8 protein-coding genes are annotated in these 25,310 nt (G+C 73.4%); 5 read left to right on the top strand and 3 right to left on the bottom strand.

The window, feature by feature from the left end:
• Positions 1 to 16: 16 nt before the first annotated feature.
• Both ACIP8W_RS13995 and ACIP8W_RS13990 read left to right on the top strand, forming a co-directional pair.
• Complete coding sequence (locus ACIP8W_RS13995; protein ID WP_402203088.1) at positions 17 to 1,135, top strand: alcohol dehydrogenase catalytic domain-containing protein; 1,119 nt, start codon at positions 17 to 19, stop codon at positions 1,133 to 1,135.
• Between the two features lie 126 nt (positions 1,136 to 1,261).
• Positions 1,262 to 2,452: an acyl-CoA dehydrogenase family protein gene (locus ACIP8W_RS13990; RefSeq protein WP_402203086.1), complete on the top strand. Its 1,191-nt coding sequence runs from the start codon at positions 1,262 to 1,264 to the stop codon at positions 2,450 to 2,452.
• Positions 2,453 to 2,488: 36 nt separating this feature from the next.
• Here ACIP8W_RS13990 and ACIP8W_RS13985 read toward each other — a convergent pair whose 3' ends face one another.
• A complete protein-coding gene (locus ACIP8W_RS13985; RefSeq protein WP_402203084.1) occupies positions 2,489 to 3,118 on the bottom strand; it encodes an NADPH-dependent FMN reductase in 630 nt (209 codons plus the stop codon).
• A 243-nt stretch (positions 3,119 to 3,361) separates the two neighbouring features.
• On the opposite strand from ACIP8W_RS13985, the gene ACIP8W_RS13980 reads away from it, so the two are divergent.
• Positions 3,362 to 4,546 carry an acyl-CoA dehydrogenase family protein gene (locus ACIP8W_RS13980; protein ID WP_402203082.1) on the top strand — a complete coding sequence of 395 codons (1,185 nt, stop codon included), beginning with the start codon at positions 3,362 to 3,364 and terminating at the stop codon, positions 4,544 to 4,546.
• A 76-nt stretch (positions 4,547 to 4,622) separates the two neighbouring features.
• On the opposite strand, the gene ACIP8W_RS13975 is transcribed toward ACIP8W_RS13980, so the two are convergent.
• Together ACIP8W_RS13975 and ccrA are read right to left on the bottom strand one after the other, a co-directional pair.
• The gene (locus tag ACIP8W_RS13975) at positions 4,623 to 6,710 is read right to left on the bottom strand and encodes an aspartate aminotransferase family protein (RefSeq protein WP_402203080.1); all 2,088 of its coding nucleotides are present in this window, start codon (positions 6,708 to 6,710) and stop codon (positions 4,623 to 4,625) included.
• A gap of 8 nt (positions 6,711 to 6,718) precedes the next feature.
• The gene (gene ccrA, locus ACIP8W_RS13970) at positions 6,719 to 8,011 is read right to left on the bottom strand and encodes a crotonyl-CoA carboxylase/reductase (RefSeq protein WP_401955531.1); all 1,293 of its coding nucleotides are present in this window, start codon (positions 8,009 to 8,011) and stop codon (positions 6,719 to 6,721) included.
• Positions 8,012 to 8,202: 191 nt separating this feature from the next.
• Between ccrA and ACIP8W_RS13965 the strand changes: the two genes are divergently transcribed.
• Positions 8,203 to 19,329, top strand: coding sequence for an SDR family NAD(P)-dependent oxidoreductase (locus ACIP8W_RS13965; protein ID WP_402203078.1), 11,127 nt, complete (start codon positions 8,203 to 8,205; stop codon positions 19,327 to 19,329).
• Entirely contained in the window at positions 19,326 to 25,307 is a 5,982-nt protein-coding gene (locus tag ACIP8W_RS13960) for a thioester reductase domain-containing protein (protein ID WP_402203076.1), read from the top strand. Before ACIP8W_RS13965 ends, ACIP8W_RS13960 begins: the two co-directional genes overlap by 4 nt.
• The last annotated feature ends 3 nt before the right edge of the window (positions 25,308 to 25,310 follow it).

Raw genomic sequence — 25,310 nt, 5'->3', positions numbered from 1 at the left:
ATACCCAGGAGAGACCATGAGTGCGATTATGCGAGCCGCGCGGATGCACGACGTCGGCGAGCCGATGCGGATCGAGGAACTCCCCGTTCCCGTCCCGGGCCCCGGTGATGTCCGCGTGGCCGTCCACGCCGTGAACATCGTCCCGAATCTCGCCAACATCCTGAACATGTGGACCACGTGGTTCCCGCACAGCCCCCTGCCCACCCTGCCGGCCATCTTCGGTCTCGACCCGGCCGGTGTGGTCGAGGCGGTCGGCGAGGGCGTCCAGGGGTTCGCCGTGGGCGACCGGGTGTACGTCAACCCGGGCCGCTCCTGCGGCTCCTGCCGCTCCTGTCGGAACGGCGACTCGATCAACTGCGCCAGCTACGCCTTCGCCGGATACTTCGGCTTCTCATCCACCTCGCTCGGGCTGCTCGACCGCTACCACGGGGGCCTCGCCGAGTACATGCTCGCGCCGGCCTACTCGCTGGTGAAGCTGCCCGACACGCTGTCCTTCGAGGCGGCCGCCCGCTTCGGCTATCTGGGCACGATGTACTCCGCCCTCCGCAAAGCGGGGGCGGGACCGGGCAAGACCGTCCTGGTCAACGGCGTCAGCGGCACCCTCGGGATCGGCGCCGCGCTGCTCGCGCCCGCCTTCGGCCTGACCCATGTCTACGGCACCGGCCGGGACCGGGGCCTCCTCGACCAGGTCGGCAGGCTCGCGGACGGCCGGGTGCGGGTGCACGCGCTCGACGACGGCCCGGTCGACGCGTGGATCCGCGAGGAGACCGGCGGACACGGCGCCGACATCTACATCGACGCGCTCGGTCCGGGGGCCCCGCACGAGACGTTCCTCTCCGGTATGCGCGCGATGGCGCGCGGCGGCGTCGCGGTCAACATCGGCGCCGTCACGGGCGATGTGTCCATCGACATCCACCGGATGATGGACCAGCAGCTACGGCTGATCGGATCGGCCTGGTTCACCTCCGGCGAGGGCCAGGACATGGCCGACATGGTGGAGGCCGGTCTGCTCGACCTCGGCCCGCTGGAGCACCAGGTGTTCCCGCTCGACCAGGTCAACGAGGCCATCAGCGGTATCGCCCAACGCAACGGCGGCTTAAGCAACTTCATCATCAGCCCGTCGGCCGTCTCGTAGCGCACGGCCGGTTCCGGCCGGGGCCGCCGGCCGTCCCCCCTGTCCGGCGGCCCCCTCTTCTTCCCCTCTCCCCCCTCTCCGCTTTCCGCTTTCCGCTTTCCGCTTTCCCGATCTTCTGGAGTCACGATGCGCACACCGCACGCCGCCCGCCCGGCCGACCCCCTCGACCTCATCGAACTCGACACGCTGCTGACCCCGGACGAGCGGTCCGTCCGCGACACCGTCCGCACCTTCTGCGACCGGCGCGTCGAGCCGTACATCGCCGAGTGGTTCGAGCGGGGCGCGATCGACGACATCCGCGGACTCGCCAAGGAACTGGGCCAACTCGGCTTGCTGGGAATGCACTTGGAGGGGTACGGCTGCGCGGGGATGAGCGCCGTCGACTACGGGCTCGCCTGTCTCGAACTGGAGGCGACCGACTCGGGGCTGCGCTCCCTGGTATCGGTCCAGGGCTCGCTGGCCATGTACGCCATATGGGCGTTCGGATCCGAGGAGCAGAAGGAGGAGTGGCTGCCCCGTCTCGCGGCCGGCACCACCATCGGCTGCTTCGGTCTCACCGAGCCCGACTCCGGGTCCGACCCCGGCAGCATGCGGACCTCGGCCCGCCGTGACGGTGAGGACTGGATCCTGGACGGGCGCAAGATGTGGATCACCAACGGGTCGGTCTCCGACGTCGCGGTGGTCTGGGCCCGTACCGACGACGGGGTCCGCGGCTTCGTGGTGCCCACCGACGCCCCCGGCTTCTCGGCACCCGCGATCAAGCACAAGATGTCGCTGCGCGCGTCGGTGACCAGCGAACTCGTCCTCGACTCCGTACGCCTGCCCGCCACGGCGGTCCTGCCCGGGGTACGCGGGCTCAGGGGACCGCTGTCCTGCCTCAACGAGGCCCGGTACGGCATCGCCTGGGGCGCGATGGGCGCCGCCCGCTCGGCCTTCCGCACAGCGCTGGCGTACGCGGGCGACCGGGTCCAGTTCGACCGTCCGATCAGCTCCTTCCAGCTGACCCAGGCCAAGCTGACCGATATGGCCCTCGAACTGTCCAAGGGCACACTCCTCGCCTTCCACCTGGGCCGGATCAAGGACGACCGGGGTCTGCGGCCCGAGCAGGTCAGCTACGGCAAGCTCAACAACACCCGGGCCGCGCTGGAGATCTGCCGCACCTCGCGCACCATCCTGGGGGCGAACGGCATCTCCCTGGAGTACCCCGTCATCCGGCACGCCAACAACCTGGAGTCGATCCTCACCTACGAGGGCACCGTCGAGATGCACACCCTCATGATCGGCCAGGCGCTGACCGGGCAGGCGGCCTTCCGGTGACGCGCGCGGTCAGGGCCTGGCGCCGGAGCCCGGTGTTCAGTTGACGGGCCGGTCGTTCCCGGATGTCTCGGCGGGGTCCGGCTGCCAGGAGCGCATACGGGCGAACTCCACCACCTGCTCCGCCATGGTCTCGATCTGCTCCCGCGTCCGCTGGTCGGCGCAGCGGCCGTCGGGCGTGAAGCCGGCCACCGTGGTGTTCACCACCACGCCCAGGGGGGTCGGCCAGCCCCGCAGCGCGTGGGTGATCGTGCGCAGAGTGCCCAGTGTGGTCACCCCGCTCTGCCAGCCCTGTGCCACACCGAGGCAGCCGACAGCGCGCCCGCTGAGGTAGGGGCGTCGGTCGTCACGCAGCTCCTCGATGTGGTCCAGGGCGTTCTTCAACAGCCCGGACAGGCTGCCGTGGTAGGCGGGTCCGGCGATCACCACACCGTCCGCGACGGCCAGCGCGGCCAGCAGCCGTTTGGCGGCGGGGGACAGGTCCGGCGCCGTGGGGTCGTACATCGGCATGACCAGATCGGTACCGCTGATGGCGGTGACGGTCGCGCCGAGGCGTTCCGCGGCGGCCAGGGTCACGTGCAGGGCCCGCTCCGAGGTGGAGTCCGGCCGGGGCGACCCGCCGATGCCGAGGACGTTGACTGGTCTCTGAACCGCTTTCCCTGGATACACGTGAAAACCGTACTCGTCCCCTCCCATTCCCTGTTCTCTCCCGGGTAACGACATATTCTCCGGTGGCGTGGGACGAGCGATTACAGCGCCGTGGAAGAACCGGCCTCGATGGCCGCTAGCGTTTGTCACAGTGGGCGCTACACGCAAGGTCGCACCACTGTCGATCGGCTGGCGACTCTTTCGGAGAACTCCGCAGGAATGAGACGAAGCCACGCCGCGTAGGTCTTCCAGGAGGAAACAAGCATGCCCCAGAGCGCCGCTGAGAGGGTGCCCACCCGCGAGGAATTGATCGGCCGGGCGCAGGAACTCATCCCGTTGCTCCGGCGCAACGCGGACCGGACCGAGAAGGAGTCGAAAGTCCCGGACGAGAACATCGCCGCCCTGCGCGACGCGGGCCTGTTCCGGCTCAGCACGCCCGCCAAGTGGGGCGGCTGGGAACTGCCGATGCGCCACCAGGTGGAAATACTCTCCGAACTGGGGCGGGGTTGTCCGTCCACCGGGTGGATCGCGGCCAACCACGCGGCCTCCGTCGATCTGGTGATGCTGATGCCCGAGCCGGGTCTTGAGGAGATCTACGGCGACCGTCCGGACGCCGTCATGCTCTCGGCCGCCAGCCTCGACCCGGAACTGCGCGCCGACAAGGTGGCCGGCGGGCTGAAGGTCAACGGCCGTTTCCCGTACGCCTCCGGCTGTGAGCTGTCCGACTGGGCGTTCCTCGCCTGGGTCCCGGTGTACGAGGACGGCCGGCACATCGGTGTGGCCAACCTGCTGGCGCCGCCCACCGGGCTGCGGATCGAGCACACCTGGAAGGTGGCCGGGCTGCTGGGCACCGGCACCCACGCGATGGTGGCCGAGGATCTGACCGTGCCGGACCGCTTCGTACAGTTCGCGCCGCTCCGGGCCGACGGCGAGGCGGGCTCGCCGATCGCACCGACCGTTCTCATCAAGGGCAATCTGCACTCGCTGTCGTCCCTGGTGGGCGCGGCCCGTGGTGCGCTGGACGTGGTCCGCGCGAAGCTGGAGGAGCACAAGCCGCTCGCCTTCTCCACGTACTCCCGGGCGATCGACTCGATGGCGGTGCAGCAGGAGTTCGCCGAGGCCACGCATCTGATCGACACCGGCATCCTGCACATGCTCGCGGTGGCCGACGGTTTCGACGCGGTGCCGGAGGGCGAGGAGGCGTCGGTGGCCGAGCGGGCCCGGTTGCGGATGCATATGGTCACCTCGCTGGAGCGCTGCCGCGAGGCGATGCAGCGCCTGCTCGACCTGGCGGGCACCAGCGGATTCGCGCAGGCCAATCCGGTGCAGCGGCACTGGCGGGACCTGGAGATCGGCAGTCGGCACACGGCGCTGAACCGGCCCATGATATTTGAGGACTACGCGCGGACGCTGCTCGGCACGGGCGACCCGGTGTCGCTGCTGTTCTGACGTCTCGGATCGGCCACCGAAACGGCCCCGTCGGCGCAGAGCGCACCGGCGGGGCCGTTTCGGTGGGCCGGACGGCTCAGGACAGCAGGGCCTCGGCCAGTTCGGCGGGCAGCAGTCCGGGGTCACCGTCGACGCCGAAGCCGGGCGGCAGGGCGAAGCCCTCGGGACCGCGTACCGGCGTCGCCGTCGGGTCCGTTCCCGTGAGCCGGCGGAGCGCCGGGCTGACCACGACAGCCGTGTGTCCCGTGGCGCGTGCCGCCATGGCCGCCCCGGCGACATCGGCCGCGAGCGTACCGGCCGGGTCGGCCCCGGCCTCGTCGACGAGGAGCGGGAAGACCGTCAGCTCCACCGCGGCGCCGGTCGCCGTGCGGCACCGTACCGGCGGGCACGGGGCCATGGACCGTACGGGCGCCGACCGGGCGACGAACGCGCGCAGCGTGGCATCGTCCAGCTCGGCGAGTGCCGGGTCGAAGCGCCGCAGCGCGTCCGGCGAGCCCAGCTCGGCGATGTACGCGACCCGGGTGGCGGCGGGATCGGCGCCGGGACCGGGCCGCGGCGCGGACCGGAAGTCCCGGACGTCCGTACGCGGCGGCGGGGTGTCCACACCGGTCAACGGGTGCACCAGGAGCAGCGCGTCCTGGTTCCGCAGCACCTCGCAGACCTCGCGCAGGCCCGCCGCCAGCCGGTCGATCGCGTCGTCGCCGATCGCGTACGACGGCTGGATCCGCAGCGTGTGCGGCGCGCTGCCGGTCGGCATCAGCCGCAGACCGTGCTTGCGCAACAGGAAACCCGAGATCGCGAAACCGATGAAACCGGTGCGTGCGTAGTTGCGGATCACCGGGGAACCGGCCGCCGACTGGTCGGCGAACTCGAATCCGGCCAGCAGCCCCTGCCCACGCACCGCGCGTACGACGTCCCCGAAGTCGGCCCGGACCTCTTCCAGGGCGCCGCGCAGCCGCTCCCCGCGCTCGGCGGCCTGCCGGTAGGCCGCTCCGCCGTCGCGTTCCAGCATCTCCAGCACCTTCTCGGTGACCGCGCAGGAGAAGCTGTCCTTGGCGTACGTCGAACTGTGCAGCAGCTCGAACTCCTTGACGTACGACGACTTCCGCACCAGCAGCAGCGAGGTCTTGGCCAGGCCGCCGCCGACGCTCTTCGCCAGGGTGTAGTAGTCGCCGACCAGGCCGATCCGCGCGCTCGCGAAGAACGCCCCGGTGCGCCCGGCGCCGGTCTGGATCTCGTCGACGATCAGCGGGCACTCCAGCGCCCGGCACACCTCGGTGATCCGTTCGGCCTGTTCAGGGGTGAGTACGTTGATGCCGCCCTCGCCCTGGATCGGCTCGGCGAGGAAACCCGCGACGAACGGCACGGCCCGGCGCCGTACCCGTACGACATCGTTCTCGACGACGAGGTCCAGCGCGAACGGCTGCTCCGCCCCGACGTACTTCAGCGCCTCCTCCGGCCGGTCGGCGGGGACGAAGCGGGCGTGGGCCCCGAGCGCCCGGAACGGCAGCCGGAACGTCGGGTTGTGGGTGAGCTGGAGGCTGCCGACCAGCTTGCCGTGGAAACCGCCCTCCAGCGCGAAGAACTCCGGGGCCCGGCCCATCGCCTCCGCGTTGCGCCGCTCCACCTCGTTCAGCAGCTCGTCGATGTCCGTGTCCGGGCCCGCCAGCTCGGCGGCCTCGGGGGACAGCCCGGCCGTGCCGAGGCGTATCCGCTCCCGTACCTCCCGGGCGTGCGCGGCCAGCTCCTCGGCGAGCCCGCCGAGGCGGAACACCCGGGCCAGCTCGGCGTGTTTCATGGCCGCCTCGACCGCTTCGGCGCCGCTGTTGGCGAAGACCACCTCGTACGGTTCACCGGTGTCCAGCTCCCGGCGGGTGATGACGTTCAGCGCCGCCGCGACGCGCTGTGCCTCGGTGCGTTTGGACAGCTGGGCGTGGCTGGGCGTCCCCGCGTCGAGCAGGTCCTTGGCCAGGGTCACCAGCTCCGGATGGTTGTGTCCGAAGAACAGCGAACCGAAGCCGCCGACGAAGTCGGTGACCGGTGTCCGGCTGCCCTCCTCCCCTGTCGGATACATCGTGTCGCCCTCGGCGCGGGCGTACTCCACGTCCAGTCCCCACGCGGACAGGGCGTTGCCCAGATACCGCTCTGCCAGCTCTTCCCTCACGACGCTCCTCACAAGGACGCGGCGGGGGCGAACTCCCGCAGCGGGTTGACTCGGTCGGCTCCGATACGCGCGCGCAGCTCCGGCGCGGTGACACCGAGGCCGGGTTCCGGTGCCAGGCACAGCACGCCGACCTTGCCGACGTGCTCGTTCTTCTGGACCAGCCGGGTCGCCTCGGCGGCCTCGGCCAGGGGGTACAGGGCGGACAGGGTGGGCGCGATCGTGCCCGTCGCGACCAGGCTGTTGGTCTCGAACTGCTCCTGGAGATTGGCTCCGTGGCTGCCGATCACCCGTTTGAGCCGCATCCACAGATAGCGGTTGTCGAACTCGTGGCGGTACCCGGTGCTGGAGCCGCAGGTGACCACCACGCCGCCGCGGGCCGCCACGAAGACCGAGAGGCCGAAGGTGGCGCGCCCGACGTGCTCGAACACGATCTGCGGGTCCCGGCCGGTCTCCCGCCGGATGATGCCGCCGAGCTGTTTGCCGGCGGCCAGGGTGGCCTCCGGTGTCGGATCGGGATCATCGGTCAGACCGAACTCGGCGCGGTTGATCACCACATCGCAGCCGAGGCGGCGAGCCGCCTCGGCCTTGCGTTCCGAGCCCACCACGCCGACGGCGATCCCGCCGCCGTTCTTGACGAACTGCACGGCGTACGCGCCCAGACCGCCGGCGGCGCCCCAGACCAGCACCACGTCGCCCTGCTTCATCCGGGCGCCGTTGGCCCCGACGAGCATGCGGTACGCCGTGCTGCCGCACATCGGGGTGACGGCGGCTTCCTCCCAGGTCAGATGGGGCGGCTTGGGCACCAGCATGCTGGCGCGCGCGACCGCGAACTCGGCGAGCCCGCCGTAGTTCGTCTCGTAGCCCCAGGCGCGCATCTCGGTGCCCAGCATGGCGTCGGCGTGGGTCACCGGCTCCTGCTCGTCGACATGCACCGGATGGACGACGACATGGTCGCCGACCCGCCACCGGCGCACGCCGGAGCCGATCCGTACGACCACCCCGGAGGCGTCCGAGCCGACCACCTGGAACGGGCGGTCGTGCCGGGCCGCCCAGCCGCCCTGCGCGGCGTACTTGCGCAGGAAGGCGAAGGTCGGGATCGGCTCGAACGTCGCCGACCAGACCGTGTTGTAGTTGATCGAACTGGCCATGACGGCCACGACCACCTCGTCCGGGGCGAGTTCCGGCATGTCCACCGGCCCGACCCGCAGCGATTTCCTGACGTCTTTGCTCTCGACGCCACGGAACATGTCCGTGTCGTCCGCGCGCAAATGTGCGGCCCTGAATTGTTCGGGAAGTTCCATTCGCTCGATCTCATCCGGCGGTCGGTTATCGAGAATCGCTTCCAGGAATTCGTCCACCACATCTCCCACCCTCGTCCGGTTCTCCACGGAACCTAGCACCGGCAGAGAATCAACCGTTCACCGCGGAGAACCGCAGGGCCAATTACCTGAGATATTCCATGCGATTGATCAACGCGCCTAACGTCGAATCCGTGGCCGTAGACGTGTATGAAAAATATGTTCCTCCGGAGCCCGTAGCCGTTATCGGAATCGCCTGTCGGCTGCCCGGCGCAGCCGGCCCCGACGCGTTCTGGCAGCTGCTGCGCGACGGGCGCAGCGCGATCGCCGAGGCCCCCGCCGACCGGTGGCTCGACACCCCCGTACGCGTACGCCGTGGTGGCTTCCTCGACCGGGTGGCGGACTTCGACGCCGACTTCTTCGGTGTCACGCCGCGTGAGGCGGCCGCCATGGACCCACAGCAGCGCCTCGCCCTCGAACTGGGCTGGGAGTCGATGGAGAGCGCGGGCATCGCGCCGGTGAGCGTCCGTGGCACCGGGCTCGGTGTCTTCATCGGGGCGATCGGCGACGACTACGCCCGGCTCACCGCGAGCGCCGGCCCGGAGGCGGTCACCCCGCACACCCTGGCCGGGCTCAGCCATGGCGTCATCGCCAACCGGCTCTCCCATCGGCTCGGTGCGCGCGGCGCCAGTATGACCGTGGACACCGGGCAGTCGTCGTCCCTGGTCGCCGTGCATCTCGCCTGCCAGAGCCTCTGGTCGGGAGAGTCCGATGTCGCGCTCGCGGGCGGTGTGCAGCTCAATCTCACCGGCGCCGCGACCGTGAGCGTCGAGCGGTTCGGCGGGCTGTCCCCGGACGGCGAGTGCTGGACCTTCGACGCCCGCGCCAACGGCTATGTCCGGGGCGAGGGCGGCGCGATGGTGGTGCTCAAGCCGCTGCGCCGGGCGCTCGCCGACGGCGACGAGGTCTGGTGCGTGATCCGGGGCGGCGCGGTCAACAACGACGGCGGCGGCCAGGATCTGACCACCCCGGACCCGGACGCGCAGCGCGCGGTGATCGAGGCGGCCTACGAGCGAGCGGGGGTCGACCCGGCGGCCGTCCAGTACGTCGAGCTGCACGGAACCGGCACCCGCGTCGGCGATCCGGTCGAGGCCGAGGCGCTCGGCGCGGCCCTCGGCCGGTTCCGGCCCGCCGGACGGCCGTTGCTCGTCGGCTCGGCGAAGACCAACGTGGGCCACCTGGAAGCCGCCGCGGGCATCACCGGTCTGCTCAAGGTGGTGCTCGCGCTGCGCGCCGGTGAGCTCCCCGCCAGCCTCAACTACCGTGACCCGAACCCGCGGATCCCGATGGCGCAGGCGCGGCTGCGCGTGCACGACCGGCTCGGCGCGTGGCCCCGGCCGGACGAGCCGCTGATCGCCGGGGTCAGCTCGCTCGGCATGGGCGGCACCAACTGTCATCTGGTCCTGTCGGCCGCCCCGGCGCCGACCGCCGCCGCCCCCGGTCCGGTCGGCCACACACTGCCGCTGCCGTACGCGGTGTCCGGCCGCGACCCGGTGGCGCTGCGCGCCCAGGCGCGGCGCCTCGCCGCCTGGGTCCGCGAGCGTCCGGACACCCGGCCCGCCGACCTGGCGGCATCGCTCGTCACCACCCGTACCGCCTTCCCCGCCCGCGCCGTTGTGGTCGCCGACGGCCTCGGCACCCTGCTCACCCGGCTCGACGCGCTGGGCGCGGGGGTCCCGGGCGCCGGGACCGTCGAGGGCGAGGCGGACGGCGGCGGGACGGCGGTGCTCTTCACCGGGCAGGGCGCGCAGCGACCGGGGATGGGGCACGCGCTGTACACCGCCCACCCGGCGTTCGCCGCCGCCTTCGACGCGGTGTGCGAGCATCTCGACACCGCGCTGGACCGGCCGCTGCGCGACGTGCTGTGGGCCGAACCCGGCTCGCCCGGCGCCGACTTGGTGCACCGTACGGAGTACGCCCAGCCCGGCCTGTTCGCCTTCGAGGTCGCGCTGTACCGGTTCGTCACCGGTCTCGGTGTGCGGCCCGCCCTGCTGCTGGGGCACTCCGTGGGCGAGCTGGCGGCGGCCCATGTCGCCGGGGTGCTGTCGCTGCCGGACGCCTGTGCGCTGGTCGCCGCGCGGGGCCGGCTCATGCAGGCCCTGCCCGAGGGCGGGGCGATGGCAGCGGTCGAGGCCACCGAGGAGGAGGTCGGGGCCACCCTGGCCGGCCTGGAGGAGCGGGTGGGCATCGCCGCGGTGAACGGTCCCCGGGCGGTGGTGGTCTCCGGTGACACCGACGTGGTCGACGCCCTCGCCGCGCACTGGCGCGCCGAGGGCCGCCGCACCCGCCGGCTCCAGGTCGGCCACGCGTTCCACTCCCCCCGGATGGCCGGGATGCTGGACGCGTTCCGGACGGTCGCGCGGTCCGTGTCGTACGCGCCGCCCCGGCTGCCGGTCGTCTCCACCGTCACCGGTGATCTCGCGACCGCCGCCGCGTTGTGCGACCCGGAGTACTGGGTGCGCAATGTGCGCGCGTGTGTCCGGTTCCTCGACGGTGTACGCCGTCTGGACGCGGCGGGGGTCACCACCTACCTCGAACTCGGGCCGGACACCGTGCTCGCCACCATGGCCCGCTCCGGTGCTCCCGGGGGCCGCCGGTTCCTCGCCACGGCACGCGCCGGCCGTCCCGAACCCGAGACCGTCGTGGAGGCCCTGGCGGGCCTGTACACGGGCGGCGCCGAGGTGGACCTGGCCGCGGTGGCCGACGGTGGCCGCCGTGTCCCGCTGCCCACCTACGCCTTCCGCCGCCGCAGGCACTGGCTGCCCGACGCGGCCCCGGCCGCGACGCCTCCGGCCGTACCCGCGCCCGAGTCGGTGTCCGTGCCCGCCGAAGCCGCGTCGGAGGAGGACACCCTGGACCTGGTGCGGCGGCACACCGCCGCCGTACTCGGCCTCGACACTCCCGGCGACATCCCCGCCGACCGGTCGTTCCGCGACCTCGGGCTCACCTCGGCCACCGCCGTGGAGCTGAGCGTCCGACTGGCCACCGCGACCGGTCGCGGGCTGCCGGAGACCCTGGTCTACGACCATCCCACGCCCGGCCTGCTCGCCGGCCGTCTGCGGCCCGGAGCGGACAGGGACGCCGACTCCGACGCCACGGACCGTACGGTCGTGGCGGCGGCCGACGATCCGATCGTCATCGTCGGTATGGCCTGCCGCTTCCCCGGTGGGGTGCGGTCACCGGAGGATCTGTGGCGGGTCGTGGCCGACGGCGTCGACGCGATCGGCGCGTTCCCCGACGACCGGGGGTGGGATCTCGACCGCCTGTACGACCCGGACCCGGAGCGCCGTGGTTCCTCGTACGTCCGCGAGGGCGGCTTCCTGTCCGATGTGGCGGGTTTCGACGCCGCGTTCTTCGGCATCGGCCCCCGCGAGGCCACCGCGCTGGACCCGCAGCAGCGGCTGCTGCTGGAGACCGCGTGGGAGTCCCTGGAGCGCTCGGGCATCGACCCGGTGTCGCTGCGGGACAGCGACACCGGTGTCTTCGTGGGCACCACGTTCCAGGAGTACGGGCCCCGGCTGGGCGAACCCTCCGACGGCTCCGACGGCTACCTCTACACCGGCACCACCCCGAGCGTCGCGTCGGGCCGGATCGCGTACGTCCTCGGTCTGCGCGGCCCGGCCGTCACCCTGGACACCGCCTGCTCGGCGTCGCTCGTGGCCGTGCACACGGCGGCGCGGGCACTGACCGGCGGCGAATGCTCGCTGGCGCTGGCGGGCGGGGTGACCGTCATGCCGACGCCGGGGGTGTTCGCCGAGCTGAGCCGGCTGGGCGGGCTGTCGCCGAACGGCCGGTCGAAGGCGTTCTCGGCGGCGGCCGACGGCACCGGGTGGGCCGAGGGCGCCGGTGTGCTCGTACTGGAACGGCTCTCCGACGCCCGCCGCGCGGGCCACACGGTGCTGGCCGTGGTCCGTGGTTCCGCGGTCAACTCCGACGGGGCGTCCAACGGTCTGACCGCCCCGAACGGCGGCGCACAGCGCCGGGTCGTCCGCGGGGCCCTGCGCGCGGCCGGGCTGACCGGCGCCGATGTCGACGCGGTCGAGGCCCATGGCACGGGCACCCGGCTCGGCGACCCCATCGAGGCACACGCCCTGCTCGCGACGTACGGTCAGGACCGGCCGGGCGACCGGCCGCTGTGGCTCGGCTCCGTCAAGTCGAACATCGGGCACACCCAGTCCGCCGCGGGCGTGGCCGGCATGATCAAGATCGTCATGGCGCTGCGGTACGGCACACTGCCCCGCACCCTGCACGTCGACGAGCCGTCCCCGGGCATCGACTGGGAGTCGGGCGCGGTCCGTCTGCTGACCGAGGCGGTCGACTGGCCCCGTACCGACGGACGGCCCCGCCGGGCCGGTGTGTCGTCGTTCGGCATCAGCGGCGCCAACGCCCACCTCATCCTGGAGGAGGCGCCCCCGCAGGCCGACACGGAGCCCTCCCCGGCCCCGGCCGGGCCGGTGGCCTGGCCGCTGTCCGCGAAGACCCCGGACGCGCTGCGGGAGCAAGCCGTACGGCTGCGCTCACATCTGGACGCCCACCCCGAACTCGCCCCGGCCGACGTGGCGTTCACCCTCGTCCACGGGCGCGCCGATCTGCGCCACCGCGCCGTGGTGGTGGCCGACGACCGCACCGGCTTCGCGGACGCGCTGGACACACTGGCCGCCGGTGCGCCGGGCGCCGCTGTCACCCGGGGCACGGCCGACGACCCCGGCCGGGTCGCCTTCGTCTTCCCCGGACACGGGTCGCAGTGGCCGGGCATGGCGACCGCGCTGTACGAGCGGGTTCCCGTGTTCGCCGCCCGGCTGCGCGCGTGCGCGGCGGCGATCGACCCGCTCGTCGACTGGTCCCTGCTCGACACCGTGCTGGGCCGTCCCGGCGCCGCCGACCTGGAGCGCACCGATGTGGCGCAGCCGGTGCTCTTCTCCGTCATGGTGTCCTTCGCCGCGCTGTGGGAGGCGCACGGGGTACGGCCCGCGGCGGTCGTCGGCCACTCCCAGGGCGAGCTGGCGGCCGCCTGTGTCGCCGGCGTACTGACCCTGCCGGACGCCGCCACGGTCGTGGTGCGTCGCAGCCGTCTGTTCGCGGAGCGGCTGCCCGGCCGCGGCATGATGGCCGCGGTCGAACTCTCCGCCGACGACGTACGCCGCCGTATCGCCGAGCGGGCGGCCCGTATCGACCTCGCCGTCGTCAACGGGCCGCTCGCGGTGACCGTGGCCGGGGAACCGGACGAGGTCGAGCGCTTCGTCGCCGGCTGCAAGACCGACGGCGTCCGTGCCCGCGTCGTGGTGCGCGCGGGGGCTTCGCACTGCGCGCTGGTCGATCCGCTGCGCGAGCCGCTGCGGGAACTGCTCGACGGCATCCCGCACCACCGGCCGCGTGTCCCGTTCTACTCGACGGTCACCGGCGGGCCGCTCGACGCCGACGGCCTCGACACCGGTTACTGGTTCCAGAACGCCCGCGAGCCGGTGGACTTCCAGGCCGCGGTCCGCTCCCTGCTCGGCGACGGGCACCGTACGTTCATCGAGTGCAGCCCGCACCCGCTCCTCGTGTCGGCGCTGCTGGACACCGCCGACGAGGACGGGCACCAGCCCGCCGCGGTGGGCACCCTGCGCCGTGACGAGGGCGGCCCGGAGCGCTTCCTCCGCTCGCTCGCCGAGGCGCATGTCCGGGGCGTCGCCGTGGACTGGGACGCGACGCTCGCCGGTACCCCGGCGCGCCGGACCGAGCTGCCCACGTACCCCTTCCAGCAGCGCAGGCACTGGCTGGCGCCGGTGGCCGGGGCGGCCGATGTCGCGGCGGCCGGGCTGGTCCCGGCCGGCCATCCGCTGCTCGGCGCGGTCCTGGAGGAGATCGACGGCGACCGGACCGTGCTCACCGGCCGGGTGTCGCCGCGCGCACCCGGCTGGCTCGCCGACCACGCGGTCGGCGGTACGGCCCTGATGCCCGGCACCGGCTTCGTCGAGCTGGCGCTCCGGGCCGGGGACGAGGTCGGTCGTACCCGGATCGAGGAACTGACCATCGAGCGGCCGCTGCTGCTCCCCGAGGGGGCGGCCGTACAGCTGCGGGTCACCGTCGACGCGCCCGACGCCCGGGGTGGCCGGCCGGTCGCGGTGCACGCCCGCCCCGCGACCGGCGAGGACGAGCCGTGGACACGGCACGCGGTCGGCTCACTGACCGTCGCCGCCCCGGCGGCGCAGACGTCCACCGCCTGGCCGCCGCCCGGCGCCGAGCCGGTCGACGTGACCACGTTCTACGCGGACCGCGAGGCCGACGGGTACGGGTACGGGCCCGCGTTCAGGGGGCTGCGCGCCGCCTGGCGGCAGGGCGACGAGATGTACGCCGAGGTCGCCCTCGACCAGGCCCACCACCAGGACGCCCGCCGGTACGCCGTCCATCCCGCGCTGCTGGACGCGGCCCTCCACGCCGAACTGCTGCGCACCGCCGGGGGCGGAACCGGGGCCGGGCGGCTGCGGATGCCGTTCGCCTGGTCCGGTGTGTCCGTGGCGCTGGCGGGGGCCACCACCCTGCGGGTGCGGGTCGCCCCGGCGGGAGGCGACGCGGTCCGGGTGACCGCGACCGACCCCACCGGCGCTCCGGTGGCGGCCGTCGAGTCGCTGCTGATGCGGACCGTCTCCCCGGTGGATCTGACGGCCGGACCCCTCGGCGGCGGGGCGCTGTTCGGGGTCGACTGGCAGCCGCTGCCCGCCGGTCCCGCCGCCGAGGCCGACGTCACACTGCTGCGTGTGGAGCCCGCCGGTCCCGGTGCGGCGGCCGTCCGCGCCACGACGGCCGGGGTCCTGACGGAGCTCCGCGGCTGGCTCGCCGACGAACGCCCCCTGTCGGCACGGCTGGTGGTGCTCACCCGTGGCGCTGTCGCGGTACGCGGCGACGCCGATGTGACCGATGCCGGGCAGGGCGCCGTATGGGGGCTGGTGCGCTCCGCGCAGGCCGAACACCCCGACCGGCTGCTGTTGTTGGACGCGGACGCCATCACCGATGAGGGCGGCGTCCTGCGCGCCGCCGCGCTCATGGCGGCCGCCGGGGAGGGACAGGCCGCGATCCGTGGCGACGTGATCCACGTACCCCGACTGGTACGGCGGGAACGCGCCGGCCGGACCGTGGTCGACCCGGACGGCACGATCCTGATCACCGGCGGCCTCGGGGCCCTCGGCGGCGATCTCGCCCGCCACCTCGTCTCCGCCGGGGCCCGGCATCTGGTTCTCACCGGACGCCGGGGGGCCGGGACGCCCGGCGCCGACGAGCTGACCGCCGAGCTGATCGCGGCGGGCGCCGAGGTCCGGGTCCACGCCTGCGACGTGGCCGACCGCGCCGCGCTCGCCGCGCTGCTCGCCGGTGTCCCGGACCGGCACCCGCTGACCGGCGTGTTCCATCTGGCGGGCGCGGTCGACGACGGCCCGCTGGACGCCATGACGCCCGAGCGCCTGGACGCGGTGCTGCGTCCCAAGGTCGACGGCGCGATCCATCTGGACGAACTCACCCGCGGCCTGCCCCTCTCGGCGTTCGTGCTGTTCTCCTCCGCCGTGGGCGTGCTCGGCACCCCGGCGCAGTCCGCGTACTCCGCCGCCAACACGTTCCTCGACGCCCTCGCGCACCGGCGCCGCGCCGGGGGGCTGCCCGGTGTCTCCCTGGCGTGGGGGCTGTGGGCCCGCAGCAGTGGGCTGGGCGACCTCGCCGAGACCGATGTGGCGCGGCTGCGCCGCTCCGGACTGGCCCCGCTGTCCACCCCGGACGGCATGGCGCTGCTCTCCGCCGCGCTCGACGGCGGGCAGGCCCTGCTGCTGCCCGCCCACCTCGATCTGGCGGCGCTGCGCGGCCGGGCGCGGGAGCACACCCTCCCACCGCTGCTGCGCGGGCTCGTCCGCGCCCCGGCCCGCGCCGTCGCCGACGCGCCCCGGGAGGAGAGCGGGCTGGCCGGACGGCTCGCCGGACTGTCGCGGGCGGACCAGGAGCGGCAGTTGCTGGAGCTGATCCGCGCCCACGCGTCGACGGTTCTCGGCCATGACGCGGCCGACGGGGACACGATCCGTCCGGACCGCGCGTTCCGCGAGTCCGGTTTCGACTCGCTGACCGTGGTGGAACTGCGCAACCGGCTCCGGACCGCGACCGGACTGCCGCTGCCCACCACCCTGCTCTTCGACCATCCGACACCGGCGGCCCTCGCCGCGCATCTGCGCGAGCGTGTGCTCGGGTTCGCCCCCTCGGTGGCGGACGGGTCCCCGGTGGCCGGGCGGCCCCAGGACATCGAGGACGACCCGATCGCCATCGTCTCGATGGCGGGCCGCTTCCCCGGCGGCGCCGCCGACCCGGAAGCGCTGTGGCGTCTCGTCGCCGACGAGGTCGACGTGATCGCGGACTTCCCCGACGACCGCGGCTGGGACACCGGCCGCCTCTTCGATCCGGACCCCGACGGGACCGGCCGCTCGGCCACCCGGCACGGCGGCTTCCTGTACGACGCGGGGCGGTTCGACGCGGCCCTGTTCGGCATCAGCCCCCGCGAGGCCCTCGCCATGGACCCGCAGCAGCGGCTCCTCCTGGAGGTCTCGTGGGAGGCGTGGGAACGCGCCGGCATCCCGGTCGAGGAGGTCCGTGGCAGCGACGCCGGTGTGTTCATGGGGGTCAGCTACCACGACTACGCCGCTCGGGCCGAACAGCTCCCGGACGAGGTGGAGGGCTACATGATGACCGGCGGCGCCGGGAGTGTGGCGTCGGGCCGGATCGCGTACAGCTTCGATCTGCGCGGGCCCGCGATCACCGTCGACACCGCCTGCTCGTCCTCCCTGGTCGCCCTGCATCTCGCCGTCCGCGCCCTGCGCGCCGGCGAATGCGCCCTCGCCCTCGCCGGTGGGGTCAGTGTGATGGCCACCCCGACCACCTTCGTGGAGTTCTCGCGTCAGCAGGGGCTGGCCGTGGACGGCCGCTGCAAATCCTTCAGCGCCGACGCCGACGGCACCGGCTGGTCCGAAGGCGTCGGAATCCTCCTCCTCCAACGCCTCTCCCACGCCCAACGCGACGGCCACCCCGTCCTCGGCCTCGTCCGAGGCACCGCACTCAACCAGGACGGCGCCTCCAACGGACTCACCGCACCCTCAGGACCCGCCCAGGAACGCGTCATCCACGCCGCCTGGACCGACGCCCACCTCACCGGCAACGACATCGACCTCATCGAAGGACACGGCACCGGAACCCGACTCGGCGACCCCATCGAAGCACAAGCACTCCTCACCACCTACGGCCACAACCGCACCCACCACCAACCCACCTGGCTCGGCTCCCTCAAATCCAACATCGGGCATACGCAGTCGGCGGCGGGGGTCGCCGGCATCATCAAGACCGTGCAGGCCATGCGGTACGAACGGATGCCCCGCACCCTGCACGTCCAGGAGGCGACGCCGGATGTCGACTGGGACACGGGCGGTGTCCGGCTGCTCGACAGCGCGCGCCCGTGGCCCCGTACAGCGGAGCGGGTCCGCCGGGCGGCCGTGTCGTCGTTCGGTATCAGCGGCACCAACGCCCACGTCATCATCGAGGAACCACCCGCGACGGAGCCCGACACCACCGAACACACCGCCCGGCACGGGCAGAACCGCCCGCCCCTCCTGCCGTTCCTGGTGTCGGCCGCCTCGGCCACCGCCCTGCGAGGTCAGGTCGAGCGCCTCTCGGCCCTGCTCCTCGACGACGCGGCGGACCCGCTGGACGTGGCGTACTCACTGGCCGTGCACCGCTCGCACCTGCCCTACCGGGCCGCGGTCGCCGCCCGTACGCCCGCCGAAGCGGTCGCCCAGCTCGCGCGGCACATTCCGGACGCCGCTGCCGCCGACCGTCGGCTGGGAATGGTGTTCTCGGGCCAGGGAGCGCAGCGCGCGGGCATGGGGCGCGAACTGGCCGCCGCCTTCCCGCTGTTCGCCGAGGTCTTCACCGAGGTGTGCGACCGCTTCTCGCCCGCACTGGCGAAAGTGATCGCCTCGGGAGACGGCCTGGAACGCACCGAATTCGCCCAGCCCGCCCTGTTCGCCTTCCAGGTCGCCCTCTACCGTCTGCTCGAATCCTGGGGTGTGCGGCCCGCCATGGTCGCCGGACACTCCCTCGGCGAGATCACCGCAGCACACCTCGCCGGAGTGCTCGACCTCGCCGACGCCGTCGCCCTCATCGGCGCCCGGAGCCGGCTCATGCAGGCGCTGCCCTCCGGTGGACTGATGGTGGCCGTCCAGGTGTCCGAGGACGAGGTCCTGCCCCATCTCTCCGAGGGCGTCGCCCTCGCCGCCGTCAACGGGCCCCGTTCCGTGGTGATTTCCGGCGAGACCGCCGCGGTCGACGCCGTACTGACCGCACTGGGCGACATCCGCCACACCCGGCTCCGGGTCTCCCACGCCTTCCACTCCCCCCTCATGGACCCGATGCTCGACGAGTACGCCGAAACCCTCGGCTCCCTCACCCTGCGCGAACCCACCATCCCCCTGGTCTCCGGCCTGTCGGGACAACCGGTACGACCCGGCGAACTCACCGACCCGCACTACTGGGTACGCCACACCCGCCACCCCGTCCGCTTCGCCGACGCCATCGGCGCCATGGCAGCCGGCGGCATCGACGTCTTCGCCGAAGTCGGCCCCGACGCCACCCTCACCAGCCTCATCACCCACACGCCCCTCGCCGTCCCGTTCGGCCGTCGTGACACCGACCAGGCCGCCACCCTGCTCGGCGCCCTCGCCCAACTCCACACCGCCCGGGTCCCCGTCGACTGGGCGGGCTATTTCACCGGCACCGGCGCGCGCCGGGTCTCCCTCCCCACCTACGCCTTCGACCACCAGCACTACTGGATCGCCGACGGCGCTCCGCCCAGGAGCGTGGCCGCCGCGGACACCGCCGGGCCCGCCGGGACCGACCTGGTGGAGCGGCTCGCCGCGCTCCCCGAGGCCGACCGCGACGCGTACGTACTGGACGTGGTGTGCGAACACACCGCTACGGTGCTCGGCCACGCTCCCACCCAAGTGGTCGGCCCCGAAAGGCCGTTCCAGGAGATGGGCCTCGACTCGCTGATGGCAGTCGAGCTGCGCAACCTGATCGGCCGGGTCAGCGGTCTGTCCCTCGCCGCCACACTCGTCTTCGACCACCCCACCCCGGCCGCTCTCGCCGAGCATCTGCGCACCCTGCTGAGTCCCGCGCCCGACGCGTCCCTGGACGACCTGTTCGCGCGCGTCGACCAAGAACTCGGCCACCCCGGCAAGGAAGCGAGCGACTTCGCATGACCACACCGAACGAACGGAAGCTCACCACCTATCTCGAACGGGTGACGGGGGAACTGCGGCGCACCCGGGAACGGCTCACCGAGCTGGAGTCCGGCGACGACCCGATCGCCATCGTGTCGATGGCCTGCCGCTATCCCGGCGGTGTCCGTACCCCCGAGGACCTCTGGCGGCTCGTCGACGAGGGTACCGACGCGATCGGCGACTTCCCCGACGACCGCGGCTGGGACCTCGACGACCTCGCCACCCGCTCCGACTCCACCCGAGGCGGATTCCTGGACGCCGCGGGCGACTTCGACGCCGCGTTCTTCGGTATGTCGCCCCGCGAGGCCCTGGCCACCGACCCGCAGCAGCGGCTGCTGCTGGAGGTCGCCTGGGAGGCGGTCGAACGCGCGGGCATCGACCCGTCCTCACTGCGCGGCAGCCGTACCGGTGTGTTCGCGGGCTTCGCCGGACAGAGCTACACCGACATGGACACCGGCGCGGACGAGCTGCGCGGCTATCTGCTCGCCGGCAGCGCGGCCAGTGTGGCGTCGGGCCGGATCGCGTACAGCTTCGATCTGCGCGGGCCCGCGATCACCGTCGACACCGCCTGCTCCTCCTCCCTGGTCGCCCTGCATCTCGCCGTCCGCGCCCTGCGCGCCGGCGAATGCACCCTCGCCCTCGCCGGTGGGGTGACCGTCATGTCGACGCCCGGGGCCTGGATCGAGTTCTCGCGTCAGCAGGGGCTGGCCGTGGACGGCCGCTGCAAATCCTTCAGCGCCGACGCCGACGGCACCGGCTGGTCCGAAGGCGTCGGAATCCTCCTCCTCCAACGCCTCTCCCACGCCCAACGCGACGGCCACCCCGTCCTCGGCCTCGTCCGAGGCACCGCACTCAACCAGGACGGCGCCTCCAACGGACTCACCGCACCCTCAGGACCCGCCCAGGAACGCGTCATCCACGCCGCCTGGACCGACGCCCACCTCACCGGCAACGACATCGACCTCATCGAAGGACACGGCACCGGAACCCGACTCGGCGACCCCATCGAAGCACAAGCACTCCTCACCACCTACGGCCACAACCGCACCCACCACCAACCCACCTGGCTCGGCTCCCTCAAATCCAACATCGGACACACCTCCGCCGCCGCGGGCGTGGGCGGCGTCATCAAGACACTGCTCGCCCTGCGGCACGGGACCGTGCCGCGCACCCTGCACGCCGATGAACCGGCCACGGTCGTGGACTGGTCGGCCGGGGCGGTACGCCTCGCCGTCGACCAACAGCCGTGGCCCCGTACGCCGGAGCGGGTCCGCCGGGCGGCCGTGTCGTCGTTCGGCGTCAGCGGCACCAACGCCCACGTCATCATCGAGGAACCACCCGCGACGGAGCCCGACACCACCGAACACACCACTCGGCACGGGCAGAACCGCCCGCCCCTCCTGCCGTTCGTCGTCACGGGTGCCACTCCCGGCGGATTGCGTGGGCAGCTCGGCCGGATCCGCGACCACCTCGCCACCGTCCCGGACGGCGCCCTGACCGATGTGGCGTACTCCCTGGCCACCACGCGCGCGGCCCTGCCGTACCGCGCGGTCGTCCCGGGACGTACGAAGGCGGATCTGGTCGGCGCCCTGACCGCCGCGGCGGACGCGCCCGCCCCCGATCCGGCCGGACGGCGACGGGTCGGGATGGTGTTCTCGGGCCAGGGGGCGCAGCGCGCGGGCATGGGGCGCGAACTGGCCGCCGCCTTCCCGCTGTTCGCCGAGGTCTTCACCGAGGTGTGCGACCGCTTCTCGCCCGCACTGGCGAAAGTGATCGCCTCGGGAGACGGCCTGGAACGCACCGAATTCGCCCAGCCCGCCCTGTTCGCGTTCGAGACCGCGCTGTTCCGGCTGGTGGAGTCCTGGGGCGTACGGCCGGCGGTGGTGGCCGGTCACTCGCTGGGAGAGATCACCGCGGCCCATGTGGCGGGGGCGATCGATCTCGCGGACGCGGTCACGCTGGTGGCCGCGCGGGGCCGGCTGATGCAGGCGCTGCCCTCCCTGGGCGCGATGGTCTCCGTACAGGCGGCCGAGCACCGGGTCCGGCCGCTGCTGCGCGACGGGGTCGATATCGCGGCGGTCAACGGGCCCCGGTCCGTGGTGATTTCCGGCGGGACCGCCGCGGTCGACGCCGTACTGACCGCACTGGGCGACATCCGCCACACCCGGCTCCGGGTCTCCCACGCCTTCCACTCCCCCCTCATGGACCCGATGCTCGACGAGTACGCCGAAACCCTCGGCTCCCTCACCCTGCGCGAACCCACCATCCCCCTGGTCTCCGGCCTGTCGGGACAACCGGTACGACCCGGCGAACTCACCGACCCGCACTACTGGGTCCGGCACGCGCGGGAACCCGTCCGCTTCGCCGACGCCGTCACGGCCATGACCGCCGACGGTGTGGACGCCTTCGTGGAAGTGGGTCCCTCGGCGGTGCTGACGGCCCTGATCACCGAAGCCCCGGTCGCCGTCGCGCTGACCCGCCGCTCCACCGACGAGCCGACCGCGCTGCTGACCGCCCTCGGCCGGCTCTACGCCGCCGGTCTGCCGGTGGACTGGCCCGGATTCTTCAGCGGCTCCGGTGCGCGCAGGACCGGCCTTCCCACCTACGCCTTCGACCACACCAGGTACTGGCAGACCGCCCGGCAGGACACCGGTCGTCCCGCGACCGGACATCCGCTGCTGACCTCCGTCGTCGAGGACCCGGACAGCGGACAGGCCACGCTCACCGGGCAGTTGGCGGATGTCCGGACGCCCGCGACGGTCTGGGTCGAGGCCGCCCTGCGCGCGGCCGACGAGGTCGACTGCACCACCGTGGACTCCCTGACCGTCGTCGCCGCCCTGACCCCGCCTCCGCGCGGCGGCGTCCACCTCCAGGTCACCGTCGACGCGGCGGACGCGGACGGCCGCCGCGCCCTGCGGATCCACGCGCGCCCCGGCAGCGGCGGCGCCTGGACCGCGTACGCCCACGGCCTGCTCAGCCCGACCCCCTTCGTACCGCCCCCGGACAGCGTCCCCGGGACCACCGAACTCTCCGTGGACGGCGACGACGCCGAGCGCTACATCCTCCACCCGGAGCTGCTGTCGGCCGCGGTCGGCCACCGGGCCGTGCTCCACTGGCGGGGTGTACGCGCGTACGCCACCGGGGCCCGCGCGGCCCGCGTCCCGGCGGCCCCGCCGGACGGGCCGGAGCTGCTGCTGACCGACCGGGCCGGGCGGGTGATCGCCGCCGTGGACGGGATCACCTACGGCGAGCCGCCGCCGGCCCTCGCCCCGGGCGATCTGTACCGCGTCGGCTGGACGCCGGTCGTGCTGCCCGCCGCCGACGGGCCCGCCCCGCCCGTCGCGCGCGTGGCCGCCGGGGCCCCGCTGCACCGCGTCCTCGATGTGGCCCTGCGCCGGCTCGCCGAGGGCCCCGCCGATGTCCCGCTCGCCGTCCTGACCCGGGGCGCGGTCGCGGTGGACGGGGAGGCGCCCTCCTCCATGGCACCCGTCTGGGGCCTGCTGCGCTCCGCCCAGTCCGAACACCCGGGCCGGTTCGTGCTGGTCGACACCGATACCGACGCCGACGTACCGCCGCCGCTCCTGGCCGCCGTCGCCGCCTCCGGCGTGCCCCAGGTGGCACTACGGAACGGCCGCGCCCTGGTGCCCCGGCTCGCGCCCTTCCCCGCCGCCCCCGCCAGAACCGGCGGCTGGCCCGGCGACGGCACCGTGCTGATCACCGGCGGCACCGGCGCGCTCGGCGCCCATGTGGCGCGGCATCTGGCCGCCCACCACCGGGTGCGGCACCTGGTCCTGACCAGCCGGAGCGGCCCCCGTGCGCCCGGGGCGGCGCGCCTCGTCGAGGAGCTGGCCGGGCTGGGCGCCCGCGCCACCGTCGAGGCGTGCGACGCCGGTGACCGCGCGGCCCTCGCCGCCGTCCTGGACTCCGTCCCCGCCGACCGGCCGTTGCGCGCGGTGGTGCACGCCGCCGGCATACTCGACGACGGCGCGTTCACCGCGCTCACGCCGGAGCGTCTGGACGCCGTGCTGCGCCCCAAGGCCGACGCGGCCCGGCATCTGGACGAGCTGACCCGCGATCACGACCTCACCGCGTTCGTCCTGTTCTCGTCCGTCGCCGGTGTCCTCGGCGGGGCGGGGCAGGCCAACTACGCCGCCGCCAACACCGCCCTCAACGCGCTGGCCCAGCGGCGCGCCGCCGCCGGTCTGCCCGCCGTCTCGGTGGCCTGGGGGCCGTGGGCGCTGGACGAGGGGGGCATGGCCGCCGCGACGGATCTGGGCCGGGTCGCCAGGGAGGGGTTCGGGGCCGTCTCCGTCGAGCGCGGCATGGTCCTGCTGGACGCCGCCGTCGCGAGCGGCGCCCCGCTCGTCGTCGCCTGCCCGATCGATCTGGACGCGGTACGGCGGCAGCCGTCGGTCCCGCACCTGCTGCGCGGGCTGGCCCGGCGCGGCACCCGGCGCGCGGCGGCGGGCGACGACCCCCTGGCGTTCGCCGACGAGCTGGCCGCGCTGCCCGTGGCCGACCGCCCCGGCCGCGTACTCGACCTCGTACGGAGCCGGGTCGCCGGTCTGCTGGGCCTCGGCGACGCGGCAGTCGTACGCGCCGACGCGCCCTTCCCCGCGCTGGGCATCGACTCCCTCGGCTCGGTCCAGCTGCGCAATCAGCTCGACGCCGCGTCCGGGCTGCGGCTGCCGCCGACGCTCGTCTTCGACCATCCGACCCCCCGGGCCGTCGCCGACCGGCTGCTGCGCGACCTCGTCCCCGCCGGGGACGATCCCACCGCCGATATCGCCGCCGACATCACCGCCGGTATCGCCCTCGCCGACGACATCCGGCCCGCCGCCACCACCGTCTCCGTCGTCACCGACCCGGGCGAGGTCCTGCTGACCGGCGCGACCGGCTTCATCGGCGCGTTCCTGCTGCGCGACCTGATGCGCACCACGAGCGCGGTGGTGCGCTGTCTGGTCCGTGGCGCCGGCCACGAGGACGCGCTGCGCCGTCTGACGGAGAACCTGCGGTGGTACGAGCTGGGGGACGACGTGGACCAGGACCGTCTGGAAGTGATCGTCGGCGACCTCGCGCAGCCCCTGCTCGGTCTGACGGCCGACCGTTTCGACGCGCTGTCCCGCTCGGTCGACCTGGTCGTCCACGCGGGGGCGCAGGTCAACTGGCTCCAGCCGTACGCCGCTCTGAAGGCCGCCAATGTCGACGGGACCGCCGAGATACTGCGGCTGGCCTCCCGGCACCGGACCGTACCGGTGCACTATCTCTCCACCACCGGCGTCTTCGCCGGTCCGGTGACGCCCGGGGTGCCGCTCGGCCCCGGCGACCCCACGGGGCCGCCCGAGGCGCTGCGCAACGGCTACACACGGAGCAAGTGGGCGGCCGAGCAGCTCATCGGCCTGGCGCGTGGGCGCGGTCTGCCGGTCACGGTCCACCGGGTGGACCTGGTCTCCGGCGACCAGCGGAGCGGCGCCTGCCAGACCCATGACTTCGTCTGGCTCAGCGTCAAGGGAATGCTCCAGGCCCGCGCGGTCCCGGCGGATCTCGGCGGTGGTTTCCAGCTCGTGCCGGTGGACTACGTCAGCGCCGCCGTACTCGCGCTCACCCGGCGTCCGGAGGGGGTGGGCGGTACCTTCCATATGTCCGGCCGGGCGTCCGTCTCCTTCGCCGAACTCGCGGAGCATCTGCGGTCGTTCGGTCATGAGCTCGTCGAACTGGACCGCTCCGCCTGGCGCGACCGGGTGACCTCCGATCCCGGCAACGCGCTGCTGCCGCTGCTCGAATCGTTCGAGGCGGTCTCCGGTAGCGCCGGCTCCTCCGACGTGTACCTCGAAATGGACAGCTCCGACACCGACACAGCGCTGGCAGGCACCGGGATCGTACGCCCCGAGCCGACCCGGGAGCTGTTCCGCGCGTACGACGAATTCTTTGTCCGAACGGGCTACTTCCCGCAGTAGGAA

It is taken from the genome of Streptomyces sp. NPDC088554, assembly GCF_044752945.1.
In the GTDB taxonomy this organism is placed as follows: Bacteria; Actinomycetota; Actinomycetes; order Streptomycetales; family Streptomycetaceae; genus Streptomyces.
This window is presented reverse-complemented; position numbering and strand designations above follow the sequence as displayed.

What these genes read in the sequence shown, in the direction of transcription:
- ACIP8W_RS13995 (WP_402203088.1), top strand. Translation starts at nt 17, where the DNA reads ATGAGTGCGATTATGCGAGCCGCGCGGATGCACGACGTCGGCGAGCCG.
- ACIP8W_RS13990 (WP_402203086.1), top strand. Translation starts at nt 1,262, where the DNA reads ATGCGCACACCGCACGCCGCCCGCCCGGCCGACCCCCTCGACCTCATC.
- ACIP8W_RS13980 (WP_402203082.1), top strand. Translation starts at nt 3,362, where the DNA reads ATGCCCCAGAGCGCCGCTGAGAGGGTGCCCACCCGCGAGGAATTGATC.
- ccrA (WP_401955531.1), bottom strand. Translation starts at nt 8,011, where the DNA reads ATGGAACTTCCCGAACAATTCAGGGCCGCACATTTGCGCGCGGACGAC.
- ACIP8W_RS13960 (WP_402203076.1), top strand. Translation starts at nt 19,326, where the DNA reads ATGACCACACCGAACGAACGGAAGCTCACCACCTATCTCGAACGGGTG.